Genomic DNA, 24550 nt, shown 5'->3' with positions numbered 1-24550 from the left:
GAAGGATTTGCCCATGAAGGTTCATCACCTCAACTGCGCCACGATGCGGCCTCCCCTGGTGGCGGGCGGGCTGGTGGCCCACTGCCTCCTGATCGAGACCGGCCAGGGCCTCGTGCTCGTCGACACGGGCTTCGGCACGAACGAGGTGAGCAACCCGAAGGCGACCATCGACGGCCTGAGCCGCAAGCTGCTCAACCCCGCCCTCGACATCACCGAGACGGCGATCAGCCAGGTCGAGCGGCGCGGTTACACGGCCGACGACGTGCGGCACATCCTGCTGACGCACCTCGACATGGACCACGCGGGCGGGCTGCGCGACTTCCCGAAGGCCACCGTCCACGTGCTGGACACCGAGCTGGAAGCCGCCAAGAACCCGAAGGGCACCAAGGAACGCGCCCGGTACCCGAAGGCCCAGCGCGAGGGCGTCACGTTCGAGACGCACAAGGCCGAGGGCGAGGACTGGTTCGGGTTCGAGGCCGTCAAGAACATCCCCGGACTGCCGGACGACATCCTCATGGTGCCGCTGATCGGCCACACCCGCGGCCACACGGGCATCGCCGTCAAGTCCGGCACCGGCTGGCTGCTGCACGCCGGCGACGCGTACTTCTACCGCGGCGAGGTCGAGACCCCGCCGAGCAACATCTTCGCGCTCAAGCTCACCGCCAAGCAGACCGAGACGATCCGCGCGCAGCGACTGTCCAATGTGGAACGCCTGCAGGAGCTCAAGAAGTCCGGTGAGGCCGAGGTCTTCTGCGCCCACGACCCGGTAGAACTGGCCCGGCTCGCGTGACGTTCATCCACCAGATCCGCCTCGACAAGGCCAGCGACACCCACCGCTACCCGTTCACGCTCCCGGCGGTGCAGCACCTGATCAAGCACCCGCTGCACCTGAGGACCCCGATCACCTTCCTCACGGGCGACAACGGCGCGGGCAAGTCCACGCTGATCGAGGCGATCGCGGTGACGGCGGGCTTCAACGCCGAGGGCGGCACCCAGTCGTTCAACTTCGCGACCAAGGCCACCGAGTCGTCCCTGAGCGAGTACCTGATCCTGAGCTGGGGCACCAGGAAACCGAGAACAGGCTTCTTCCTCAGGGCGGAGTCGTTCTACAACGTCGCCACCGAGATCGACCGCATCGGCGCGGGCATCCACGCCTCGTACGGCGGAAAGTCGCTGCACGAACGCTCCCACGGCGAGAGCTTCATCGACCTGATGAACCACCGGTTCGGCAGCAAGGGCCTCTACGTGCTGGACGAACCGGAGGCCGCGCTGTCGGTCAAAGGCTGTCTGACGGTCCTGAGGCGCATGCACGAGCTAGTAGAAGAGGGTTCGCAGTTCATCATCGCCACCCACTCGCCGATCCTCCTCGCGGCCCCCAACGCCACGATCCTCGAGATCACCGACACGATCGACGAGGTCGACTACGACACAGCGGAACCGGTCCGGCTCACCCGCAACTTCCTGAGCGAACCGGACCGGTTCCTGAAGCACCTGCTGGACTAGCGGCTCACTTGCCGAGGTTCTCCGGGTGGGTCTCCACCTTGCCGTGCAGCACGCGGTTGATGCCCCAGAGCACCAGACCGGCCAGCAGCAGCCAGCCCGCGATCTTGTAGTCGTCCATCGGACGACCGGACGTCCACGGGATCGCGAGGTACGCACACGTGAGCGCGCCGAGCACCGGCGCCCACGTGGGCGCGCGGAAGTGCTTGTGCTCGGACGGTTCCCTGCGCAGCACCAGGCACGCGATGTTGACGATGGTGAAGACGACCAGCAGCAGCAACGACGTCGTGCCGCCGAGCTTCCCGATGTCCGCCGTCGACACCAGGATCACCGCCACGCCGGTCGTGAAGACGATCGAGATCCACGGCGTGCGGCGGAACGGGTGCACGGCGCCGAAGAACTTCGGGATGATCTTCTCGTTCGCCATGCCGTACAACAACCTCGACGCCATCAGCATGTTGATCAGGGCCGAGTTGATGACGGCCAGCAGACCGATCAGCGCGAAGATCCACAGCGGGAAGCCGGGCGCGCCGACCGTGACGACCTTCAGCAACGCGCTGCTGCCGGCCTTCGCGAGTTCGTCGGACGGGATCAGCAGCGACGACGTGATCGCGACGAGCACGTAGATCAGGGCCGCGATGCCCATGCCCCACAACATCGCGCGCGGGAAGATCTTGACCGGGTTGCGGCACTCCTCCGCCATGTTCACCGAGTCCTCGAAGCCGACCATCGCGAAGAACGCGAGTGCCGTGGCCGAGGTGACCGCGAGCATGACGTTGCTGCCGGACGGGACGTGGATGTCGGTGAGCCTGCCGGGGTCGCCGTCGCCGTTGATGACCGCCCAGACGCCGATCAGGATGATGATCACCAGACCGGACAGCTCGATGCAGGTCAGCACCACGTTGGCCTTGACCGACTCGGACACGCCGCGGAAGTTGATGATCGCCAGCGCCGCGATGAAGACGATCGCGATACCGGTGATCGCGAGCGACTCCGGGCTGAGCGCGACGTCGAAGAACTCCACCAGCAGCTGCCGCAGGTACGTGCGGCCGAACGCGAGCGCCGCCGACGACGCCGACGTGATGCCGGAGCACATGACCGCGAACGCGACCATGAACGTCAGGAAGTGGATCCCGAACGCCTTGTTCGTGTACAGCGCGGCACCGGCGGCTCTGGGATATTTGCCGACCAGTTCGAGGTAGCTGAACGCGGTCAGGAACGCCACCACGAACGCGAGCAGGAAGGGCAGCCAGAGCGCGCCGCCGATCTTGCCTGCCACGTTGCCGGTGAGGGCGTAGATGCCGGTACCGAGGATGTCGCCGACGACGAAGAACAGCAGCAGCTTCGGGCCGATCGCCCGATGTAGCTCTGGTTGCTCCGTTTGTGGAGTCGCTTCAGCCATGCCCGAAGATTGTGCCCGTTGTGCCTGGCCACCAGCACGAACGGACGCCCACCTCACCCAATTGGTGTAACAATTCCCGCATGGGAGTTCGACTCACACTCGCGATCGTCGCTGCCGTGACGCTGACCGCCTGCTCGTCCCCGACGCCCGCCGAGAACGCCTCCCAGCACCGCGACGTGAAGAGCCTGCTGGCCGCGGTGACCAGCTCGATCACCGAGAAGGGCTCCTACCGCTTCTCGGTCACGCCCCCGGCCACGGGAGGCGGCGTGCGGGCTCCGTCGCGCGGCTCGATCCGGCTGGGCGGCGAGGTCCCGAGCATGGACGCGACCACCACCCGTCCCGTGCAGACCGACGGCGAACCCGTCGAGCTCCGGCTGGTCTCGACCAGCAAGGACACCGCGTTCGTGAAGCTGCCCGCCACCGTCTTCGGCCTGCCGGCCGACAAGCCGTGGGTGAAGCTGGACCGCAAGGTCGACGACGACTTCACCACGACCGTGCTCGGCTTCCACGACGTCGTCTACCAGCAGGCCGCGTTCACGACGTACCACCTGCCGGTGATGGAGGCGGGCGGCGAGCTGAAGCTGACCGCGCAGATCAACGGCCACACGCGCTACTCGATCGGCGTCGACTACCAGAAGGCCTACGACACGCTCAAGGACGAGGGCCTGCGCGCCGAGGTCAAGCTCGCGCTCGACCAGAAGGTCGCAGGCTCCACCGGGGAGATCGAGCTGGACGAGAACGGCCTGCCGGTGCGCATCACGTTCGTCACGGCGTTCCAGGGCGGCCAGATCGTCGACGAGGCACGCTTCACCGACTGGGGCTCCGACGTGACGATCACCGAGCCGAACCCGGCAGAGATCAGCCCTCGGAGTTGAACCGGTAGCGCCAGATCGCCGGCAGCGCCGCCACCATGGCCACGCTCGCCACGACCACCAGCAGGCCACCGACCGACACCGCCGCGGCCGTGCCGAACGCCGCGCCACCCGTGCCGTGCAACAGGTCCGCGATCCGCGGCCCACCCGCGACGACCACGATGAAGACGCCCTGCATCCGTCCGCGCATCTCGTCGGTCGCGGCCGACTGCAGGATCGCGCCGCGGAACGCCATCGACACCATGTCCGCCGCGCCGGCCAGCGCCAGGAACCCCGCCGCGACCCAGATCGACCCGGCGAGACCGAAGCCCATGATCGCGAGGCCCCACCCGACGACGGCGAGCGTCAGCGCGACACCGTGGCGGCTGACGTTCGAGATCCACCCGGACGTGAGCCCGCAGATCACCGCGCCGACGGGGATCGCCGCGAACAGCACGCCGAGCGCGAACCCACCACCGGCCGGGTCGCCGAACGTGTGCTGGGCCATCTCCGGGAAGAGCGCCCGCGGCATGCCGAACACCATCGCGATGATGTCGAGCAACATGCTCGCCATCAGCACCTTCTGCGCCCACAGGTACGTGAAGCCGGCCAGCACGTCGCGCAGCCCGGCGCGCCGCACGACCCCGTCCAGCGGCGGCATCGGGGGCAGCTTCCACACCGCGTAGACCGTCACGACGAGCGCGATCGCGTCCACCAGGTACAACGTCGACAGCCCGACGATCGGCATGAACGCGCCCGCGAGCAACGGCCCGAGCACCGCACCGAACTGCATGACCGTCGACCCGAGCGCACCGGCCGACGGCAACAGCTCGGCAGGCACCAACCTGGCGATCGAGGCGGAACGGGCAGGCGCGTTGGCCGCGAAGAACACCTGCTGCAGGCCCAGCAACGCGATCACCAGCCACACCGAGCCGATGTTCATCGCCGCCTGCGCCCACAACAGCACCGACGAGACGGCGATGCCGATGTTCGTGACGAGCAGCAGCTTGCGCCGGTCGACCGTGTCCGCGATCGCACCGCCCCAAAGCCCGAACACGAGCAGCGGCACAAGCGCGACACCAGCGGCGATACCGACCCACGCTGACGAACCGGTGAGGTCGTAGACCTGCTTGGGCACGGCAACGGCGGTGAGCTGGGAGCCCACCGCCGTCACGATCGTGGAGAGCCACAACCGGCGATACGCGACGATCTTCAACGGACGAGTGTCGATCACGAACGTCGAGCGCGCGCTTCTCCCCACAGTGGCCACTTGGTTAGCCTATGGCAACTAACAAGTGCTTCACGTGGATGTGTCGCCAAGACCACTCGTCAGAGACGCACCGGGTAGACCGGCTCGGGCACCTTCGGGCTGATCCGGCCCTCGACGAAGATCCCGTGCCAGATCATGAAGCACAGCACGCTCCACAGCTGCCGGCTGCGGTCGAACTGCTCGGACTTGTGCTCGGCGAGCAGGTCCAGCACCGCGTTCTTGTCGAGCAGGTGGCCGGTCTGCGAGTCGTTGATGATCCCGCGCGCCCAGTCGTACATCTCGGCCCGCAGCCAGTGCCGGATCGGCACCGGGAACCCGAGCTTGGGCCGGTTGAGCACGTGCGCCGGAATGATCTTCGCCAACGCCTTGCGCAGCGCGTACTTGGTCGTGCCCTCGGTGAGCTTCTGGTCGAGCGGCACCTCGGCCGCGACCCGGAACACCTCGGGGTCGAGGAACGGCACGCGCAGCTCGATGGAGTTCGCCATGGTCACCTTGTCGGCCTTGACCAGGATGTCGCCGCGCAACCACGTGTAGAGGTCGATGTGCTGCATGCGCGCGACCGGGTCCCAGTCCTCCGACTCGCGGTACCAGGGCGCCGTGACGTCCTTGAAGCCGATCCCCTCGACGTACCCGGGGAACACCGCGCGCACCTGCGCATCACTGAAGTTGCGCGCGTTGCCGTAGTACCGCTCCTCCAACCGAAGCGCCCCGCGCCGCAACAGGTCCTTGCCGCGCACACCCTCCGGAATGGACTTCGACACGGCGCCCATCAACTTCCGCACGCCGCCGGGCACCTTCTCGAAGGGCGCCAACGACAACGGCTCGTGATAGATCACGTACCCGCCGAACAGCTCGTCCGCACCCTCACCGGAGAGCACGGCCTTGACGTACTTACGCGCTTCCTTGGCGATGAAGTACAACGGCACCAGCGCCGGGTCCGCCACCGGGTCGTCGAGGTACCAGAGGATGAGCGGCAGCTCCTCCATCATCTCGTCGGCGGACACGGTCCTCACCACGTGCCGCACCCCGATGGCCGCCGCGGTCTCCGCCGCAACGTCCACCTCCGAGTACCCCTGACGGTCGAACCCGCTGGTGAACGCGATGAGGTTCGGGTTGTGCTGCTTGGCCAGCGTCGCCGTGGCCGTGGAGTCGATACCGCCCGACAGGAACGCACCGACCGTGACGTCCGGGTCGGAGATCATGTGCTTGGACACCGAGTCACGCATCACGTCGGCAATGCGCTCGTACAGCGCCTCGGCCTCGTGCTCCCCGTTGACCGGCCGAGGCGAGAACACGGGCTTGAAGTACCGGTTGAACAGCACCTGCCCACCCGGCGACACCTTGAAGGACGTCCCGGACTCGACCCGCCGGATCGCCTTGTGCAGCGACTCGGGCTCAGGCACGTACTGCAACACCAGGTAGTGCTGCAACGCCGTCTGGTCCAGCTCCTGACTGATCCCCAGCACACCCGTCAGCTGCAGCAGGCTCTTCTTCTCGGACGAGAACCCCACCCCACCGGGCCCGGTGGCCCAGTACAACGGCTTGATCCCGAACGGGTCCCGCGCACCGAAGACCACCCGCTCCTGCGCGTCCCAGATCATGAACGCGAACATGCCGCGCAACATCTTGACCCAGTCGGCCCCGAGGTAGTGGTAACCAGCGACGATGGCCTCTCCGTCGCCCTTCGTCTTGAACTGCGCGCCGAACTTCCGCATGAGCTCCGCGCGGAGCTCCTTGTAGTTGTAGATCTCGCCGTTGAAGTTCAGCGTGTACCGCGTCGGGTTCTCCGGCGGGCCCCACACCAGCGGCTGGTGGGAGTGCTCGAGGTCGATGAACCCGAGCCGGTTGAACCCGTAGACGACCTCTTTGTCAGCCCAGGTGTCCTGCTCGTCGGGCCCGCGGTGCCGCTGGCAGCGCAGTGCGGCAGCCACAGAGGCGCGCGCGGACGCCGCGGTGGCTTCGGTGGAACAGATGAGTCCGAGCACTCCGCACACGTGAAATCGCACCTCGTCGTTCGCTGTTGCTGAAATCCCAGTATGCCGAAGCGAACTTCGGACATTCCCGCCACCCGAAGGACGCCTGAGTCACCACTCAGGTTCAGCGCGAGGCCGAAGGCGTGCGGTCCTTACTCCACGGTCATGGGAGCGCAACCCAACCGCGATGCCGCAGGCCAGCCGTCCGAACACAGCAAAGGGGCGCCTCCCGCCCACAGGAAGCGCCCCACAGCGAAGCCAAGCCAACCCCTACGGAGCGACCCGCTCCAAGCTCCACCCGTCCCGGCCGTCCCGGAACCGCAGCCGGTCGTGCATCCGATCCCGCCGCCCCTGCCAGAACTCGACCTCTTCGGGCCGAATCCGCCACCCACCCCAGTGCGGGGGCACAGGGATCTTCTCGGTGTCGGCGAACTGCCGCTCGATCTTGTGCAGAGCGGAATCCAAAGTGGACCGCCCGGTCACCACACGCGACTGAGGCGAGGCCCAAGCCCCGATCTGGGAGCCTCGGGGCCGCGAGTTCCAGTACTCGGCGGTCTCCACCGGCCCGACCTTCTCCACAACCCCACGCACGTGGGCCTGCCGCTGCATCGCGAACCACGGGAAAGTCGCCGACGCGTACCGCGTGGCCATCAGGTCGTGCGACTTGTTCGACGTGTAGTTGGTGAAGAACACCAGACCACGGGAATCCAGTCCCTTGGCCAGCACGGTCCGCGACGAAGGCCGGCCCTTCACGTCGGTGGTCGCGAGCACCATCGCGTTGGGCTCGGCCAACCCGGCGTTGGTCGCGTCGTCCAGCCACAGCTGGAGCTGTTCGTGCCAGGTGGCGGCAAGCTCCGACTCGCTGAGCGAGCCCTGCTCGTAGGACACGCGCATCGCCGGCAGTGCGATGTTCGTGGTCTCCGTCATCGGCGAACCTCCAAGCGGCGGGCAGAACTCGTGGTCCCTGGACCCGCGACCATACGCACGGCGAACGGATCCCGAAACCGCCTGCGCGGTGATGACCACCACCTGAACGGTGACTGTCCGTGCAAAGAACAGTTCTGGATCGAGTCCGTGATCGAGTCAGATGGCGTCGAGCGCACGTGTGACAGTGACCACGTCATCACCCAGTGCGGTGGCAAGGGTTCCGCCTGCTGCCAACGGAACGACGCTCCACCACTCACCGCCGTCCGTGTCGCGCTCCACCGCGTCCAGGACCAGATCGGTGCCGACGACCCGCTTGCCCGCCAGGCCCGCGGACGACGCGTCGGTCAGGGCGTCGCCGACGACCAGTTGTTGGTGCAACAACGGCTTGCCACAACGGGTTGCGCGCACCGACGTCGACAACGTGCCCGGCTTCTCGCCGGCGCGGCCGAGTACCAGGACCTCCCGGGTTCGCAACTGTGCGTGACCGTCCAATTCGGCCTCCACCACGGAAGTGTGGCGGGCACGGCTCGTCACGACGGTCGGTTCCGGCAGGTAGGAGACGGTGCCCTCGACCAGGAACCGCACTACGGACGAAGACTCCGCGCCGGACGAACCCGGCAGCAACAAAGTAGCCGCAACACCTCGAAGCTCGAGCGAGGCTCCAGGACCGACTTCGACGGTCAGGGACAACGAATCGCCGCCCAGCGGTGCCGTCACCGAGGAAACCAGGTGCACCAACGCAACCGGGCCCACGCGCCGGTGCGGCACCAATGTCAACGGTGTCATCGACCGCAGGACTCGCACGACGCTGTTGCCGTGCGAGTCCAATGTGACCACGAGCCGAGCCGACGCCTTCACAGCTGGGCCAGCACCCACTTGGCGACCTCGGGCGCGTCCGGCGTCTCGACCAGCGACTGCGCGATGACGGGCAGTTCCCCGCGCATCCGGTGCGCGTCGGAGATCATCACGTCCATGTCCGCGCCCACGTACGGCGCGAGGTCGATCTTGTTGATGACCAGCAGGTCCGCGGTGGTGACGCCGGGACCGCCCTTGCGCGGCACCTTGTCGCCGCCGGCCACGTCCACGACGAAGATCTGCGCGTCGACCAGCCCGCGAGAGAACACCGCGGTCAGGTTGTCGCCGCCGCTCTCGATGATCACCAGGTCCAGCGACGAGTGCCGGTGCTCCAGCCGCTCGACGGCGTCCAGGTTCGCGGTGATGTCGTCGCGGATCGCGGTGTGCGGGCAGCAGCCGGTCTGCACCGCCTCGATGCGCGACGGGTCCAGCACGCCGGCGCGACGCAGGAAATCCGCGTCCTCGGTCGTGTAGATGTCGTTCGTGACGACCGCGAGCTCCAACTGGGAGCCCAGGGCGCGGCACAGAGCGGCGGTCAGCGCGGTCTTGCCGCTGCCCACCGGCCCGCCGATGCCGATGCGTGGCGCGGCCCCGTGGTGGTGATCATGCGGGTCGGGCCCGTGGTTAGCTCCCAAAGAGACGCACCCCTTCACGTCGAACATGTGCCTCGGCCAGCAGATCCAAGGCAGGCGAACCCAGCGCGGGCAGTTCCTTGCACGCCCGCGAAGCAACGTCTTCCACCGCGAGCGAGGCCACGATCGCGTTGACCCCGAACGGATCCAGCCCCAGCAACCGCACCGCCGCCGACGCCGGCCCGCTCACCGCGAGATAAGCGCAGGTCAAAGCGGCCTCGTAGGGCTCGTCGACCAGCACCCCGATCACCAACGGCTGGTGCGGGTCGCGCGGCAACGCGTCCAGCCGGGCGGAAGGCCAGGCCCGGCGAGCGGCTCGCAGCATCCCCCGCCCCTGCGCCCGCGAAGCGGCACGCTGGGCAGGCGAAGGCGTGCGGGCGTCGAGTTCCGCGTCCAGCAGGTCGAGGTCCTCACCGCGAGCCGCCGCGGCGGCGAACCCTGCCGCCAGCAGTCCGGCGCCGAGCAGCCGCCCGTGCAGGAACGACCGCAGCGAGGGCTCGTCGACGACCAGCCCGCGCGCGGCGGCCTCCTCCAGCCCGCCGGAGTGCACGTGGCCGCCACCGGGGAACCGGGAGTCGGCGAGGATCAGCGCGGTCAGCATCAGAACAGGAAATACCGTTGGGCCATCGGCAACTCGGCGACCGGCGAGGGCTCGACCAGCTCACCGTCGATGTGCACGGCGAAGCTGTCGGGATCGACCCGCACGTCCGGCATCGCGTCGTTGAGCACCATGTCGGTCTTGGTCACCGACCGCGTCGACTCCACCGGTAGCACCCGCCGGGCGTACCGATCGCCGACACCGGCCTCGATCGCCGAAGGCGCGACGAAGAACACCGAGGACGCCGCACCGGCCGTGGCACCGAACATCGGCCGCGCCCACACCGGTTGCGGCGTCGGGATCGAGGCGTTCGCGTCACCCATGGCGCCCCACGCGATGAACCCGCCCTTCAGCACGACCGAGGGCCGCACGCCGAAGAACTTCGGCTCCCACAGCACCAGGTCGGCGAGCTTGCCGACCTCGACCGACCCGACCTCGGACGCGATCCCGTGCGCCACAGCGGGGTTGATCGTGTACTTGGCGACGTACCGCTGAGCCCGCAGGTTCGAGTCCATGGAACGACGCGACGACATGACGTGCGCGGTCTGCCAGGTCCGGATGATCACCTCACCGACGCGGCCCATCGCCTGCGAGTCCGACGAGATCATCGAGATCGCGCCCATGTCGTGCAGCACGTCCTCGGCCGCGATCGTGGTCGGCCTGATCCGCGACTCGGCGAACGCGAGGTCCTCCGGCACGGACGGGTTGAGGTGGTGGCAGACCATCAGCATGTCGAGGTGTTCTTCGAGCGTGTTGACGGTGTGCGGGCGCGTCGGGTTCGTCGACGACGGCAGCACGTTCGGCAGGGACACCACGCGGATGATGTCCGGCGCGTGCCCGCCACCGGCGCCTTCCGAGTGGTAGGCGTTGATCGACCGGCCACCGATGGCGTCCACAGTGGACTCCAGGAACCCGGCCTCGTTCAACGTGTCCGTGTGGATCGCGACCTGCACACCCGACTCGTCGGCCACCCGCAGGCAGGCGTCGATCGCGGCGGGCGTCGTGCCCCAGTCCTCGTGCAGCTTGAAACCACCGGCACCGCCCACGAGCTGCTCGCGCAGGCCCTCGACCGAGACCGTGTTCCCCTTGCCCAGCAACAGGACGTTGATCGGCATGTGGTCCATCGACGTCAGCATGCGGTCGAGGTACCAGGCGCCGGGCGTGACCGTGGTGGCCTTCGTGCCCTCCGCAGGGCCGGTGCCGCCGCCGATCAGCGTCGTCAGCCCGGACGCCAGCGCCTCGTCCACGATCTGCGGGCAGATGAAGTGGACGTGGCAGTCGATGCCGCCCGCGGTCAGGATCTTGCCGTTGCCGGAGAGGATCTCCGTCGACGGGCCGATCACCAGCGCCGGGTGCACGCCGTCCATCGTGTCCGGGTTGCCGGCCTTGCCGATCGCGACGATCCGGCCGTCCCGCACGCCGACGTCGGCCTTGACGACACCCCAGTGGTCGAGGATCACCGCACCCGTGATGACCAGGTCGGGAGCACCCTCGGCACGGGTCGCGACGCCCTGGCCCATCGACTCGCGGATCACCTTGCCGCCGCCGAAGATCACCTCGTCGCCGGAGCCGGCGCCGCGCGCCAGGTCCTCCGTGACCTCGATGAACAGGTCGGTGTCTGCGAGCCGGATCCGGTCGCCGACCGTCGGCCCGAGCAGCTCGGCATAACGCTCGCGGTCGATCATCGCTGCAGCCCCCTGACGATCCTCAAGCCCGCCAGCGGAACCAGCGTGACCTCGCGCTCGACGCCCGGCTCGAACCGCACCGCGGTGCCCGCCGGGATGTCGAGCCGGTAGCCGAACGCGGCCTCGCGGTCGAACGACAGCCCCGTGTTCACCGAGGCGAAGTGGAAGTGCGAGCCGACCTGGACGGGCCGGTCGGCGACGTTCACGACGACCATCGTCACGCGCGGCCGTCCTGGGTTGAGCTCGACGGGCTCGGAACCGACGATCACCTCGCCCGGAGCCGGCCCCGCGGAGGGCGCGATGGGGTGGTGCACGGTGACGAGCTTCGTGCCGTCCGGGAAGGTCGCCTCCGCCTGCACCGAGTCGATCATCTCCGGCACGCCCCGCATGACCTGCTCCGGTGCGAGCACCGTGCGGCCGCTCTCCATGAGCTCGCTGACCGTGCGGCCGTCCCGCGCGCCTTCCAGCACGTGGTCGGTGATCAGCGCGACGGCCTCGGGGTAGTTGAGCAGCACCCCGCGTTCGAGCCTCCGCCGCGCCACGTCAGCGGCGACGTGCACGAGGAGCTTGTCCCGTTCATGCGGCGTCAGATGCACCCGGCTGTTCTAACACGCGAAAGCGGCCTATCGAGGAGTGGAAACACGGCTGAAACACGGTCGCGTGTCCACCGACCGGTTGACAGCCGGGGTCAGCGGTGCGGTCGTCCCGCCAGACACCCTGGAAAACGCAGGATTCACGACATGAACGCGATCCGAGTGAGGGGCCTGAAGAAGGCCTACAAGGACCACCAGGCGGTGGCAGGGGTGGACCTCGACGTCGCTCGAGGCGAGGTGTTCGCGGTCCTCGGCCCGAACGGCGCCGGCAAGACCACCAGCGTCGAGATCATGGAGGGGCACCGCGACCGGGACGCGGGCGAGGTCAGCGTGCTCGGCGTCGACCCGGCCAAGGCCGGCCGCGAGTGGCGTTCGAAGCTCGGCATCGTCCTGCAGAGCGCGACCGACGCCGCCACGCTGACGGTGCGCGAGGCCGTGCACCACTACGCCAAGTACTACGGCGACCCGCGTGACCCGGAGGAGGTCATCGACCTCGTCGGGCTCACCGAGAAGGCCAAGTCCCGCGGCGGCACGCTCTCCGGCGGTCAGCGGCGCAGGCTCGACGTGGCGCTCGGCATCATCGGCCGTCCCGAGCTCGTGTTCCTGGACGAGCCGACCACCGGCTTCGACCCCGAGGCGCGCCGCCAGTTCTGGAGCCTCATCAAGCTGCTGGCCTCCGAGGGCACCACGATCCTGCTGACCACGCACTACCTGGACGAGGCAGAGGCGCTCGCCGACCGCGTCGCCGTGCTCGCCGGCGGGAAGATCGTCGCCGAGGGCACGCCGCAGACGCTCGGGGGCCGCGCGCACGCCGACGCGACCGTGCGCTGGAGGTCCGACCGCGGCTACACGGAGATCAAGACCTCCGAGCCCACCAAGGCCATCGCCGAGCTGTCCCGCGACGGCGAGCTGGCCGAGCTCACCGTCACCCGCCCGTCGCTGGAAGACATCTACCTGGAGCTGATCAAATGACCACCGCGGTGGCCCTGCCCTCGACCCTGTCACTCGGTCTCGCGAGGGGTGCGACCGAGCTGCGGGAGTTCTTCCGGCAGAAGGAAAACCTCATCTTCACGATCTCGTTGCCCGCGCTGCTGATGCTGCTCCTCGGCACCGTGTACGTGCACGAGGCCGCCGCCGGCCAGATGTTCGCGGCCAGCATGATCGGCGCGGGCATCATCTCGACGTCGTTCGTCGGACTCGGCATGAGCGTCGTGGCCGACCGCGAGGACGGCACGCTCAAACGCCTGCGCGGCACACCGATGCCGTTCACGTCCTACTTCATCGGCAAGATCGTCCTGGTCTTCGTGTCGAGCCTCTTCGAGGCCGCGCTGCTGATGGTCGTGGCCGTGTGGCGGTTCGACGTCGAGCTGCCGTCGAGCGCGGAGAAGTGGCTGACGTTCGCCTGGGTGTTCACGCTCGGCGTCATCTCGTGCTCGCTGATCGGCGTGGCGCTGAGCGCGATCGCGAAGTCCACCCGGAACGCCGCCGGCGTGCTGAACCTGCCGTACATCGTGCTGCAGTTCCTCAGCGGTGTTTTCATCTCGCAGGCGGTGCTGCCGGAGTCGTTGCGCACGGTGGGTTCGCTCTTCCCGCTGAAGTGGGTGTGTCAGGGTTTCCGGTCGGTGTTCGCGCTGAACGACGGCTACGCGGTGATGGAGGCGGCGGGATCATGGGAGCTCGGCAAGATCGCGCTGGTGCTCGGAGCGTGGACGATCGTGGGCCTGGTGCTCGTCAGCAGGACTTTCAAGTGGAGCAACACCAGTCGCTGATCACCTGGTACGTGCTGTTCGCCATCACCCAGGCCACGGCGCTCGTGCTGATCCTGATCGACAACAACACCCTCGCCGACCGTCTCTGGGCGGCGGGGTTGTTGGGCCTCAACGGCCTGTGGTTCCTGTTCTACGGCAAGAAGCTGGTCCAGCGCTCCCGGGACGACTGGCGCGGGTTCGTCTACGCGGCCGGCTCGCTCGCCACTTTCGCGCCTGCGGTCTGGTTCAGCGGCAACGCGACCTTCGCGCTGTTCGGCCTGGTCCCGCAGATCTACATGGTGCTGCCGGTCGCGTGGGCGTTCTGGCCGATGGCGCTGTTCGTGTTCACACCGCAGATCCTGACCTGGGCCGCGGGTGCCGTGCCCGCGCTGCCCTGGCCGGCCGCGCTGCTGATCATCGCGTTCTCCCAGGCGTTCGGCTGGGCGATCAGCCGCATGTCCGAGCAGAGCAGGCAACGCGCAGAACTGCTCAACCGCATCGAGGCGCTCACCATCGAGGCCGAACGGGCCCGCTGGGCAGGCGAGATCCACGACACGCTGGCGCAGGGCTTCACGTCGATCATCACGCTGCTGCAGGGCGCCCAGCCCAACGTCGACCTGGCCCTGCAGACCGCGCGGGAGAACCTCCGCGAGGCACGGGCACTGGTCGCCTCCAACTCACCGTCGCCTTTGGACGGTTCCTCGCTGGAGGACGCGTTGCGGCGGTTGGTGAACGGTGTGGAGCTGGAGTCCACCTTCCGCGTCATCGGCGATCCGGTGGGCCTGCCGACCTCGGCCGAGGTGGTGCTGCTGCGGACCGTCCAGGAGGCGCTGACCAACGTGGCGCGCCACTCCGGGGCCTCGCGGGTCGACGTGGTGATGAGGTTCGACGACGACGGCGTCTCGCTGGAGGTGCGCGACGACGGGCGCGGGTTCGGCGACGCGCCGGAGGGGTTCGGCCTGCGGGGCATGCGTGCCCGGCTGGAACAGGTGGGTGGGACGCTGTCGCTGTCCTCGGACGAGGGGGCGTCCGTGCTGGTGGAGGTGCCGCTGTGATCAGGATTCTGCTGGTGGACGACCACCCGGTGGTACGTCAGGGCTTGAAGGGCATGCTCGTCGCGGACGACCTGGAGGTCGTCGGCGACGCCGGGTCCGGGCAGGAAGCGATCGCCCAGGCCGCGCTGCTGAAGCCGGACGTGGTGCTGATGGACCTGCGAATGCCCGAAATGGACGGTGTGGCGGCTACCGCGAAGATTGTCGGCACCGGGCCGCGGGTCCTCGTGCTGACGACCTACGAGACCGATTCGGACATTCTTCGCGCTGTTGAGGCCGGGGCGTCCGGGTACCTGCTCAAGGACTCGACCACCGAGGACCTGATCGCGGCCATCCGGGCGGCTTCACGCGGGGAGACCGTGCTGGCGCCGTCGATGGTCGCGAAGGTCGTCGGGCAGGTCCGCACCCCGCCTCTATCGGCGCGCGAGGCCGAGGTGCTGAAGTTGGTGGCCAAGGGGATGTCCAACGTCGAGATCGGGAGGACGTTGTTCATCTCCGAGGCGACCGTGAAGACTCACCTGTTGCGGGTGTTCAACAAGCTCGGGGTGTCGGACCGCACCGCGGCGGTGACGACGGCGATGGATCGCGGCATGTTGCAGTGACCCAGGACACCCGGCTGTCACCTCCCGGCCACCGGCCTGCAACACTGTGAACTCCGGCAACGGCGCCGGTCAGGTCCCTGAAGCTCGTCAATCGCCCCGGAGGCGTGACCACATGACCCAGACCGCCGATCCGACCTCGTTGGTGCTTCCCGCCGAGCTCAAGCCGTCTGACGGCCGCTTCGGCTGTGGACCGTCCAAGGTGCGTCCCGAGGCCGTCGCGGCTCTCGCTTCCGAGGGTGCGGCGCTGCTCGGCACGTCCCACCGGCAGAAGCCCGTCAAGAACCTCGTCGGCCGCGTCCGCTCCGGACTGCGCGAGCTGTTCCAGCTGCCCGACGGCTACGAGGTCGTGCTCGGCAACGGTGGCACCACGGCGTTCTGGGACGCGGCGTCGTTCGGGCTGGTCCGCGAGACCGCCCAGCACTTCACCAACGGTGAGTTCTCCTCCAAGTTCGCGAAGGTCACGCAGACCGCGCCGTTCCTGAAGGACTCCCTGGTCACCAAGGCCGAGCCGGGCACCTCGCCCGAGCTCTTCTACGCCGAGGGCGCCGACCTGGTCGGCTGGGCGCAGAACGAGACCTCGACCGGTGTCGCGATGCCCGTGACCCGCATCGAGGGCTCCGGCGACGCGCTCATCGCGATCGACGCGACGTCCGGTGCCGGTGGCCTGCCGGTCAAGGCCGAGGACTTCGACGTCTACTACTTCGCGCCGCAGAAGTCGTTCGCCTCGGACGGTGGCCTATGGCTCGCGCTGATGTCGCCGGCCGCGCTGGCCCGCGTCGAGGAGCTCAAGGACCGCTGGGTGCCGGAGTTCCTGTCGCTGCCGACCGCGCTCGACAACTCCACGAAGGACCAGACGTACAACACGCCGTCGGTCGCCACGCTCTTCCTGCTGGCGCACCAGATCGACTGGATCAACGGCAACGGTGGCCTCGACTGGTCCGTCGCGCGCACCAAGGACTCCTCGGACCGCCTGTACACCTGGGCCGAGAAGACCGCCTACACCACGCCGTACGTCGAGAAGGCCGCTGACCGCTCGCAGGTCGTCGGCACGATCAACTTCAGCGACGACGTGGACGCCGCGGTCGTGGCGAAGGTGTTGCGCGCCAACGGCATCGTAGACGTCGAGCCGTACCGCAAGCTCGGCAAGAACCAGCTGCGCGTCGCGATGTTCCCGGCCATCGAGCCGGACGACGTCACGATCCTCACGCAGGCCGTCGACTGGGTAGTCGGCCAGCTCTGACAAACCGCACGCGGGGCGCTTTCGTACTGCATGTCGGTACGAAAGGGCCCCGCGTGCGTTCAGGCAAGTGCCTCCGTGGGCGACTGACGTGCCGCCCGCACCGCGGGATAGACGCCGGCGATGGCGCCGATGAGGATCGCCGAGCCCACTCCCCCGAGCAGGGCCGGCCACGGCAGTGCCGCAGGCCATTGCTGACTGATCGAATATCCGGCCGTGACCGCGACTCCCACGATCACGCCGACCAGCCCGCCTAGACCGGACAACAACACCGACTCGGTGAGGAACTGCCACCGGATCTGCCGGCGGGTCGCCCCGAGCGCCCGTCGCAGTCCGATCTCCCTGCGCCGTTCCAGCACCGAGATCACCATCGTGTTCGCCACGCCGACGCCACCCACCAACAACGCGACTCCGCCCAAGCCCAGGAACAGCGCGTTGTAGGAACTCTCGGCCAGCTGCTGCGCCTCCAGCGCCTCGGACGGCCGGGAAACCTTGACCTCGTTGGACTTCTGCGGGTTCAGCGTCGGGCCGAGCAGGTTGCGGACGTTGTCGACCTGGTCCGGGGACGTGCGCACGTAGACCGTGTTCGCGTTGCCCTCGAACCCGAACGCCTCCTTGGCCGCCTCCCAGCCGACCAGCGCGGACCTGTCGATCTCCGGCGCGAGCGGCAACGGCCCGAGGATGCCGACGACGGTGAACCACTGCCCATCGATCCACAGCTGGACACCGGGCTTGTCGATCCCGAGGCGCGAGGCCGCGGTGCCCCCGAGCACCACCGACTTCTCCCCCGGCGACAGCCACCGGCCCTCGCGGACCTCGGCGCCCAGCACCTTCAGCAGGTCCTTCTCCGCCGCCTGCACCTGCAACCCGAGCGTGTCGCTGCTCGGCACGAGGTCGTTCTTGCGGACGCTCGCGGAGATCTTGCCGGTGGCGCTGGCCGACGACACCGCGCCGATCCGCTTGGCCATCGGCACCGCGGTCTCCGGCAGCTTCGCGTCCTGGCCGAAGAAGTCCTGGCCCGGCGCCGCGGTCAGGAGGTTGGTGCCCAGCTTGGACATCTTCTCCTTGAGGGCCGCCGCGCTGGAGGCCGGGATGCCGACGACCGCGACCACTGCGGCGATGCCGATCGCGATGCCCAGGGCGGACAGGACCGCGCGGATCGGGCGGGTCCGCATGCCGAAGAACCCGAGGCGCAGCAGGTCGATCACAACGCCCTCCTGACGAAAGCCCGCGTCCGACCAGTCATGTCGTTCCTAGTAGGTTGTCTTCCGTGCGAACGGCGTACAAATGCCGGGCCTACCCGACGCCCGTGCAAGCTGCGGTGCTGTCGCGCACCTTCGGGTGCGTACGTCTTGTGTGGAACAAGACGTTGGACGAACGAACTCGCCGTTATCGCAACGAGAACACGCGCACGTCGTACCGAGAGACAGATGCCACGCTGACCTCGTGGAGGCGAGGCGAAGAACTTGCGTTCCTGTCGGAGGTGTCCTGTGTTCCGCTGCAACAAACGTTGCGCCACCAACACATGGCGTTCCAGAACTTCTTTTCTGGACGGGCTCGGTACCCGAGGTTCAGATCTCGGACGGGTCGCCAGAGCGCGCACTACACCCGCTCGGCGTTTCGGATGCGCAGCGGTTCCCTCACGCTGGCCAAGACCAGCACACCGCTGAGATTCACCTGGTCCTTCGACGACGTCGACGTGACCGAACTGGATCCGACGATGGTCATGGTCTCGCGCGAGCCTGATGGTCGCTGGTACGTGGTCTTTGCCGTTGACGTCGCCGAGTCCGCCGTCGCCCATCCCACGAACCATGCGATCGGCGTCGATCTCGGGCTGAAGACCTTTCTGGTCACCAGCGACGGCGTGCAGGTCGCCAACCCGCGGAAACTCGCCGGCAAAGCCCGAAGCCTCGCCCGTTACCAGCGCAGACTGGCTCGCTGCCAGCGCGGCAGCAACAACCGGCGCAAGGCCAAGGCCAAGGTCGCCCGGACTCACCGCAAGGTTCGCAACGCCCGGCAGGATTTCCTGCACCGCACCAGCACGGCGTTGGTGCGATCGGCCGACATGATCGCGATCGAGAACCTCAACGTTTCCGGCATGGTCCGCAATCGCCGACTTTCTCACGCGATCTCTGACGCTGGGTGGGGTGAGTTCCGGCGGCAACTGGAGTACAAGTGCGAACGCGCCGGCCGTGCGCTGGTCGTGGTCGACCGCTGGTACCCGTCCAGCAAAACCTGTTCGACCTGCGGGCATCTGCTCGCCGAGTTGACACTCTCCGCCCGGCACTGGTCGTGCCCAGGCTGTCGCACCCGGCACGACCGGGATCTCAACGCGGCGAAGAACATCCTTGCGGCTGGTCGAGCCGTAGTCCGAGCTCGCTCGGGCGATGCCTGTGGAGCTGATGTCAGACGGCAAGGGTCCTCCTTTCCGCGATCGGCTGTGAACCAGGAAGTCCGTGCCGTGAGGCTCGGTGCGTGAGCGAAGTCAAACGATCACCCCGTCGCGAACCTCGACGCGGCGCGGCGCCCAGGCCGCGATGTCCCGGTCGTGCGTGATCAGCACGATCGTCGTGCCGTCGGAGTTCAGGCTCTCCAACAGTTCCAGCACGCCCGCGCCGTTCTGCGTGTCCAGGTTCCCAGTCGGCTCGTCGGCCAGCAGGATCCCCGGTGTGTTCACCACGGCCCGTGCGATCGCGACCCGCTGACGTTCACCACCGGACAGCTCGTGCGGTTTGTGCAGCGCGCGGTGGATCAGCCCGACTCTGTCCAAAGCGGACATCGCCATGGACCGTCTCTTCGAGCGCGGCACGCCGGCGTAGACGAGCCCGGAGGCCACGTTCTCGATCGCGGAGAGGCCGTCGGTGAGGAAGAACTGCTGGAACACGAACCCGATCGTGCGGGCCCGCAGTGCCGACAAAGCGTTGTCCGACAAGGTGGAGATGTCGTTGCCGTCGATCTCGACCGTGCCCGTGGTGGGCTTGTCGAGCGTGCCCATCAGGTGCAGCAACGTCGACTTCCCCGAGCCGGACGGTCCCACGATCGCGAGCATCTCCCCGCCCCCGACGGTCAGGGAGACGTCGCGCAACGCCTGCACACCACCGGGATACGTCCGGCTCGCGTGGTCGACGGTGATCACTCGGTGGTCACCACCTTCATGCCCTCGCGCAGGCCGTCGCCCTGCACCTCGACCTGGCCCTTGGCGAAGATTCCGACGGTGACCGGGATGGTCTTGCCGTCGTCGGTGACCACGCCGTAGCCGCCCTCGTTCAACGCGAGCAGCGCGCCGATCGGGACCGCGAGCACGTTCTGCTTCTTCGTCACGGTGAACAGCGCGGTGACGCTGCCGGTGTCGATGCCTTCCGCGGCCTTGGGGTCGTCGACGGAGATCGTGAGCACGATCTTGGGCTTGGAGCCCTGGTTCGGGTCGCCTGTGGTGCGGCTGACGCCGGTGATCGTGCCCGTGGTGGGCTTGCCGCCGGTGATCGACAGCTCGACCTTCTCGCCCTGCTTGGCGAGGCGCTGCTTGGACTGCTCCAGCTCGACGGTCACCGCGCGTTCGGTGCCGGTGACCTTCATCAGGTCGCCGCCCGCGGGTGCGCCGAGCGGAGCGGTCAGCGAGGACACGCGGATCGCTCCCGGCTGGACGACCACGTCGCCCGCGCCGAGTTTCCCGGTCTGTTCGAGGCCGTTGGCCTTCTGCCACTTCTTCAGCGCGGAGGCCGTGTACGAGGTGAACTTCTCGTCGGGGGCGCCGAAGTCCTTGAACCCCAGTGCGGCGAGGTTCTCCTCCACCACCTTGACGTCGGGTCCGTTCGACATGCCCGCTTCGAGATCGCGGTAGAGCGGCATCGCGCTGTAGAACAGCGGCACGGGCTTGGCGTCCGAGTAGAACACCGCCTTGCCCTGCTCGATGACGTCGCCCTGTTTCGGCAGGCCGGTGATGGTGCCGCTTTTCCGGCTGGCCAGCGCTCGTTCCGCGCCGAAGCCCAGCTGGCCGGTCACCGACTGCTGATCGGCCAGGTTGGTCTTCTTGACCTGCGCGGTCTTCGACGGGTCGTTCTGCAACGGCGCGGCGCTGGCCTGGTTGGACGCGATCCTGGTGAGCACCACGACCCCGCCGGTGCCGAGCACCACCGCCGCGACCAGTGCGGCGATGAGGATCTTCCTGTTCACCGCGCGCTTCATCCGACGGGCCTCACGGCGACCATGCCTTCACCCATGCCGCAGTCCTTCATGTCCTGCTTGACCTTGTCGTCGGACATGTCGGGCAGCTGCTGGACGTCCGCGGTGCCACCGCCGTCGAAGTTCGGGTCGGGCCAGTCGTAACCCTTGTCCCGCATGCACTTCGCGTCCTTGCGCATCTTGTCCTGCTGCTCGGGCGACAGCGGCTTGGGCTCGCCGCCGTTGGGGAGGTGTTTCTTGCAGGCCTCGTTGGCGGCGTTCATCTTGTCCATGTCCGGAGCGCCGCCCTCGCCGCCGCCGTCGGCGGGCATGGCCTCGATCATCACGCCGCCGCTGCCGTCGTCCTTCGGGTCCGGCATGTTCACGCCGTTCTCCCGCATGCACTGGGCGAACTTGATCATGTCGCCCTTCTCGTCCTTCTGGGCGGCCGGCTGCTCTTTCGACCCGCAGGCCGTGAGCGCCAGGAGCAGGCCCAGCAACACCGCGATGGTGGATTTCATGGGAACAGGTCTACGGAGGACGCCATTCGGCGGCGTTAAGCGAAAGGCCTTATCCGGCGCTTATGCCCGTTGCGCGGAAAATAGGCGTCATGCGTGTGCTGGTGGTCGAGGACGAACAACTGCTCGCGGACACGATCGCCGAGGGGTTGCGCAGGTTCTCGATGGCGGTCGACGTCTGTTACGACGGCGAGGCGGCGTTGGAACGGGTGGGGGTGCACGCGTACGACGTCGTGGTGCTCGACCGCGACCTGCCCCTCGTGCACGGTGATGACGTGTGCAAGGCGGTGCACGCGACCGGCGGTGAGGCGCGGGTGTTGATGCTGACGGCGGCGGCCGAAGTGGACGATCGGGTGGCCGGGCTCGGGCTCGGTGCCGACGACTACCTGACCAAGCCGTTCGCGTTCGCCGAGCTCGTGGCCCGCGTGCAGGCGCTGGGCCGCCGGGCCCGTCCCGCCCTGCCGCCGGTGCTCGAACGGGCTGGCGTGACGCTGGACCTGCCGCGCCACCAGGCGTCGCGCGACGGGACGTTCCTGCCGCTGTCCCCCAAGGAGTTCGCCGTGCTGGAAGTGCTGATGCGAGCGGAGGGCAACGTGGTGAGTCCCGAGGAACTGCTGGAGAAGGCCTGGGACGAGCACGCGGACCCGTTCACGAACGCCGTGCGGGTGGCGGTGATGACGCTGCGCCGCAAGCTGGGCACGCCGCAGGTCATCCAGACCGTGCCCGGCGCCGGCTACCGGTTCGGCTCATGACCCTGCGGACCAGGCTGACGGCCTGGTACGCCGGGGTGTTCCTGATCGCGGGCATCGCGCTGATCGCGCTCAACTACTGGCTGCTCGCCGACTGGGACCCGTTGGCCGGCGGGATGACGCTCCAGCGGGCGACGTCGGTGCCGACGGAACCGATGGCCACCGTCTACCCGGGCTACGCGGCGGTCGAGGCCGCACAACTGCCGGCGGGCACCCTGGTGGTCACCGCCGACCAGGTCAAAGCGGACACGATGAGCACGGTCCTGTGGCAGTCGATCATCGCGCTGCTGGTGGCCGCCGTGATCGCCGTCTGGCTCGGCTGGGTGGTGGCCGGACGGGTGCTGGCGCCGTTGCACTCGATCACCTCGACCGCGCACCGGCTGGAGGCGGAACGCCTGGACCAGCGCATCGAGCTGGACGGGCCGCCGGACGAGCTGAAAGAGCTCGCGGACACCTTCGACGGCATGCTCGACCGGCTCGCCTCGTCGTTCGACAGCCAGAAGCGGTTCGTCGCGAACGCCTCGCACGAGCTGCGCACGCCGCTGGCCGTGCAGCGGACGCTGATCGAGGTCGCGATGGCCGACCCGAACGTGCACGACGAGACCCGCAGGCTCGGCAGGCACCTGCTCGACACCAACGAGCGCAGCGAGAAGCTCATCGACGGCCTGCTGATGCTCGCCAAGAGCGATCGCGGGCTCACGTCGCGTGAGCTGGTGTGGCTGGACGAGGTGATCGACGACGAAGTGGAGTCCTGCGCGGCGCTGGCCGCGGAGAAAAACGTCACGTTTGCGGTCCAGACGCGCAGGTATCTGGTGGACGGCGATCCGGTCTTACTTGCCCAGCTCGTCGGCAACCTGTTGCGCAACGCCGTCCTCTACAACAAGCCGGGCGGCTCCGTGTCGGTCCGGCTTGATCAAGAACTGGTCGTCACCAACACCGGTCCCACCGTGCCTGCCCAGGCAGTACCCGGATTGTTCGAGCCCTTCCGGCGGCTCCGCGACCGCACCGGGACCGCCGGATCGGGCCTCGGTCTGTCGATCGTCCAGTCCGTCGCGAAGGCTCACCAGGGTTGGGCGTTGGCTCGCCCGAACGGGGGAGGCGGGCTCGTGGTCCAGGTGAACCTTCCGGAAACGGGCGTGCGACAGGCCTCGTGAACTGGCAAGATCACGTAGAGATATCGGCGAGTCTCCCACTCAAGGACGACTCGTTGTCCTAACGTTGTCTGCTGGCGAGGTGCGAATTCAGGGAGGCCACGATGCGAGCGCTGCGAGTCATCGGGCTCGACGAGGACGGCAAGTCCGTCATCCTCGAGGACCCCGAAAACCGCGGCGAGCGCTTCACGCTCCCCGCTGACGAGCGTCTGCGCGCCGCCCTGCGCGGTGACCTGGCCCGGCTGGGCCAGATGCAGATCGAGTCCGGCGAGGCCCTGATGCGCCCGCGCGAGATCCAGGCCCGCATCCGCGCCGGCGAGTCGATCGATCAGGTCGCGGCTGCCGCAGGCATGCCGACGCACCGCATCGAGCGCTTCGCCTACCCGGTCCTGCTGGAGCGTTCGCGCACCGCGGACCTGGCCCAGCGCGCGCACCCGGTCCGTGAGGACGGCCCGGACGTGCAGACGCTCGGCGAGGTCGTCGCGCACTCGTTCGGTCAGCGCGGCCACGACCTGTCCGACACGAAGTGGGACGCGTGGCGCGGTGACGACCACCGCTGGATCGTGCAGCTGCAGTGGAAGACCGGTCGCTCGGAGAACCGCGCGCACTGGGCGTTCCACCCCGGTGCGCAGGGCGGCACGGTCACGGCGCTGGACGACGCCGCGGTCGACCTGATGGACCCGAACCCGAACCGCACGCTGCGCACGGTCCGTCCGGTGACGCAGCTGGCCCGGCAGGCCCTGGAGGCGACCCCGGTCCTTCCGGCCATCCCCGTGGCCGAGGAGCCCGCTCCGCTGCCGGTCCCGGCGCAGGCGCCCGCCCCCGTGGCGGCGCCGGTCGTGGCCGAGACGCCGGCTCAGGAGACGCTGCCTGAGCCGGAGCCCGCGTCTGCCCCGCCTCCACCACCGGTGCAGACGGAGCAGGAGCCCGCGGCGGAGAAGCCGGTGCGCAAGGACCCTCCTCCGAAGCGGGGGAAGAAGAACCACCCCATCGTGCCTTCGTGGGAAGACGTTTTACTGGGCGTGCGGTCGAACCGCTGAGTGAGA

The 24550-nt window shown here is 68.2% G+C and carries 25 protein-coding genes; 12 read left to right on the top strand and 13 right to left on the bottom strand.

Going from position 1 to position 24550, the window contains the following annotated elements; all coding sequences use genetic code 11:
• Nucleotides 1-13: 13 nt before the first annotated feature.
• Nucleotides 14-790, top strand: a complete 777-nt coding sequence (locus ACSHWB_RS17355; protein WP_439663050.1) for an MBL fold metallo-hydrolase — start codon at nucleotides 14-16, stop codon at nucleotides 788-790.
• The gene (locus tag ACSHWB_RS17350; protein ID WP_439663049.1) at nucleotides 787-1503 is read left to right on the top strand and encodes an AAA family ATPase; all 717 of its coding nucleotides are present in this window, start codon (nucleotides 787-789) and stop codon (nucleotides 1501-1503) included. Before ACSHWB_RS17355 ends, ACSHWB_RS17350 begins: the two co-directional genes overlap by 4 nt.
• 4 nt (nucleotides 1504-1507) lie before the next feature.
• On the opposite strand, the gene ACSHWB_RS17345 is transcribed toward ACSHWB_RS17350, so the two are convergent.
• Entirely contained in the window at nucleotides 1508-2902 is a 1395-nt protein-coding gene (locus ACSHWB_RS17345) for an APC family permease (protein ID WP_439663048.1), read from the bottom strand.
• An 80-nt stretch (nucleotides 2903-2982) separates the two neighbouring features.
• Between ACSHWB_RS17345 and ACSHWB_RS17340 the strand changes: the two genes are divergently transcribed.
• Nucleotides 2983-3777 carry a hypothetical protein gene (locus ACSHWB_RS17340; protein ID WP_439663047.1) on the top strand — a complete coding sequence of 265 codons (795 nt, stop codon included), beginning with the start codon at nucleotides 2983-2985 and terminating at the stop codon, nucleotides 3775-3777.
• Here the strand turns inward: ACSHWB_RS17340 and ACSHWB_RS17335 are convergent.
• From ACSHWB_RS17335 to ACSHWB_RS17300, 8 genes are all read right to left on the bottom strand, one after another.
• Entirely contained in the window at nucleotides 3761-5023 is a 1263-nt protein-coding gene (locus ACSHWB_RS17335; protein WP_439663046.1) for an MFS transporter, read from the bottom strand. The genes ACSHWB_RS17340 and ACSHWB_RS17335 overlap by 17 nt on opposite strands.
• Nucleotides 5024-5082: 59 nt before the next feature.
• Nucleotides 5083-7017 (bottom strand): asparagine synthase (glutamine-hydrolyzing), encoded by a 1935-nt coding sequence (gene asnB / locus ACSHWB_RS17330; protein ID WP_439663045.1) that lies wholly within the window; start codon nucleotides 7015-7017, stop codon nucleotides 5083-5085.
• A 249-nt stretch (nucleotides 7018-7266) separates the two neighbouring features.
• Nucleotides 7267-7923: a pyridoxamine 5'-phosphate oxidase gene (gene pdxH / locus ACSHWB_RS17325; protein WP_319975758.1), complete on the bottom strand. Its 657-nt coding sequence runs from the start codon at nucleotides 7921-7923 to the stop codon at nucleotides 7267-7269.
• 156 nt (nucleotides 7924-8079) lie between these two features.
• Nucleotides 8080-8781 (bottom strand): urease accessory protein UreD, encoded by a 702-nt coding sequence (locus ACSHWB_RS17320; protein ID WP_439663044.1) that lies wholly within the window; start codon nucleotides 8779-8781, stop codon nucleotides 8080-8082.
• The gene (gene ureG, locus ACSHWB_RS17315) at nucleotides 8778-9413 is read right to left on the bottom strand and encodes an urease accessory protein UreG (RefSeq protein WP_322789017.1); all 636 of its coding nucleotides are present in this window, start codon (nucleotides 9411-9413) and stop codon (nucleotides 8778-8780) included. Before ureG ends, ACSHWB_RS17320 begins: the two co-directional genes overlap by 4 nt.
• Complete coding sequence (locus ACSHWB_RS17310; protein ID WP_439664617.1) at nucleotides 9403-10014, bottom strand: urease accessory protein UreF; 612 nt, start codon at nucleotides 10012-10014, stop codon at nucleotides 9403-9405. Before ACSHWB_RS17310 ends, ureG begins: the two co-directional genes overlap by 11 nt.
• The gene (locus tag ACSHWB_RS17305) at nucleotides 10011-11693 is read right to left on the bottom strand and encodes an urease subunit alpha (RefSeq protein ID WP_439663043.1); all 1683 of its coding nucleotides are present in this window, start codon (nucleotides 11691-11693) and stop codon (nucleotides 10011-10013) included. The genes ACSHWB_RS17310 and ACSHWB_RS17305 overlap by 4 nt, the downstream gene beginning before the upstream one ends.
• Nucleotides 11690-12289: an urease subunit gamma gene (locus ACSHWB_RS17300; protein WP_439663042.1), complete on the bottom strand. Its 600-nt coding sequence runs from the start codon at nucleotides 12287-12289 to the stop codon at nucleotides 11690-11692. The genes ACSHWB_RS17305 and ACSHWB_RS17300 overlap by 4 nt, the downstream gene beginning before the upstream one ends.
• 144 nt (nucleotides 12290-12433) lie before the next feature.
• Here ACSHWB_RS17300 and ACSHWB_RS17295 point away from each other — a divergent pair, with 144 nt between their 5' ends.
• From ACSHWB_RS17295 to serC, 5 genes are all read left to right on the top strand, one after another.
• Nucleotides 12434-13258, top strand: a complete 825-nt coding sequence (locus tag ACSHWB_RS17295) for an ABC transporter ATP-binding protein (protein WP_439663041.1) — start codon at nucleotides 12434-12436, stop codon at nucleotides 13256-13258.
• The gene (locus ACSHWB_RS17290; RefSeq protein ID WP_439663040.1) at nucleotides 13255-14055 is read left to right on the top strand and encodes an ABC transporter permease; all 801 of its coding nucleotides are present in this window, start codon (nucleotides 13255-13257) and stop codon (nucleotides 14053-14055) included. The genes ACSHWB_RS17295 and ACSHWB_RS17290 overlap by 4 nt, the downstream gene beginning before the upstream one ends.
• Entirely contained in the window at nucleotides 14034-15089 is a 1056-nt protein-coding gene (locus tag ACSHWB_RS17285; protein ID WP_439663039.1) for a sensor histidine kinase, read from the top strand. The genes ACSHWB_RS17290 and ACSHWB_RS17285 overlap by 22 nt, the downstream gene beginning before the upstream one ends.
• Complete coding sequence (locus ACSHWB_RS17280) at nucleotides 15086-15688, top strand: response regulator (protein ID WP_439663038.1); 603 nt, start codon at nucleotides 15086-15088, stop codon at nucleotides 15686-15688. The genes ACSHWB_RS17285 and ACSHWB_RS17280 overlap by 4 nt, the downstream gene beginning before the upstream one ends.
• 112 nt (nucleotides 15689-15800) lie before the next feature.
• Nucleotides 15801-16928: a phosphoserine transaminase gene (gene serC / locus ACSHWB_RS17275; RefSeq protein ID WP_439663037.1), complete on the top strand. Its 1128-nt coding sequence runs from the start codon at nucleotides 15801-15803 to the stop codon at nucleotides 16926-16928.
• A 59-nt stretch (nucleotides 16929-16987) separates the two neighbouring features.
• Here the strand turns inward: serC and ACSHWB_RS17270 are convergent, their stop codons facing one another.
• Complete coding sequence (locus ACSHWB_RS17270; protein WP_439664616.1) at nucleotides 16988-18100, bottom strand: ABC transporter permease; 1113 nt, start codon at nucleotides 18098-18100, stop codon at nucleotides 16988-16990.
• 95 nt (nucleotides 18101-18195) lie between these two features.
• Between ACSHWB_RS17270 and ACSHWB_RS17265 the strand changes: the two genes are divergently transcribed.
• Entirely contained in the window at nucleotides 18196-19404 is a 1209-nt protein-coding gene (locus ACSHWB_RS17265) for an RNA-guided endonuclease InsQ/TnpB family protein (RefSeq protein ID WP_439663036.1), read from the top strand.
• Between the two features lie 6 nt (nucleotides 19405-19410).
• On the opposite strand, the gene ACSHWB_RS17260 is transcribed toward ACSHWB_RS17265, so the two are convergent.
• From ACSHWB_RS17260 to ACSHWB_RS17250, 3 genes are read right to left on the bottom strand one after another with little or no spacing between them, the layout of a single operon-like run.
• Complete coding sequence (locus ACSHWB_RS17260; protein ID WP_439663035.1) at nucleotides 19411-20061, bottom strand: ABC transporter ATP-binding protein; 651 nt, start codon at nucleotides 20059-20061, stop codon at nucleotides 19411-19413.
• Nucleotides 20058-21098 carry a peptidoglycan-binding protein gene (locus ACSHWB_RS17255; RefSeq protein WP_439663034.1) on the bottom strand — a complete coding sequence of 347 codons (1041 nt, stop codon included), beginning with the start codon at nucleotides 21096-21098 and terminating at the stop codon, nucleotides 20058-20060. The genes ACSHWB_RS17260 and ACSHWB_RS17255 overlap by 4 nt, the downstream gene beginning before the upstream one ends.
• A gap of 8 nt (nucleotides 21099-21106) precedes the next feature.
• Nucleotides 21107-21607, bottom strand: coding sequence for a hypothetical protein (locus ACSHWB_RS17250; protein ID WP_439663033.1), 501 nt, complete (start codon nucleotides 21605-21607; stop codon nucleotides 21107-21109).
• Between the two features lie 89 nt (nucleotides 21608-21696).
• Between ACSHWB_RS17250 and ACSHWB_RS17245 the strand changes: the two genes are divergently transcribed.
• The 3 genes from ACSHWB_RS17245 (at nucleotide 21697) to sepH (ending at nucleotide 24544) form a co-directional block, all read left to right on the top strand.
• Nucleotides 21697-22356 carry a response regulator transcription factor gene (locus tag ACSHWB_RS17245; protein ID WP_439663032.1) on the top strand — a complete coding sequence of 220 codons (660 nt, stop codon included), beginning with the start codon at nucleotides 21697-21699 and terminating at the stop codon, nucleotides 22354-22356.
• On the top strand, nucleotides 22353-23507 hold the full coding sequence (locus ACSHWB_RS17240) for a sensor histidine kinase (RefSeq protein WP_439663031.1): 1155 nt from the start codon (nucleotides 22353-22355) through the stop codon (nucleotides 23505-23507). The genes ACSHWB_RS17245 and ACSHWB_RS17240 overlap by 4 nt, the downstream gene beginning before the upstream one ends.
• Before the next feature lie 101 nt (nucleotides 23508-23608).
• Nucleotides 23609-24544 carry a septation protein SepH gene (gene sepH / locus ACSHWB_RS17235; protein ID WP_439663030.1) on the top strand — a complete coding sequence of 312 codons (936 nt, stop codon included), beginning with the start codon at nucleotides 23609-23611 and terminating at the stop codon, nucleotides 24542-24544.
• The last annotated feature ends 6 nt before the right edge of the window (nucleotides 24545-24550 follow it).

Origin of the sequence: Lentzea sp. HUAS TT2, assembly GCF_051853195.1 — a bacterium.
Lineage (GTDB): Bacteria > Actinomycetota > Actinomycetes > Mycobacteriales > Pseudonocardiaceae > Lentzea.
Note: the sequence above shows the minus strand (reverse complement) of the source record. Positions and strands in the feature narration are given on the sequence as shown.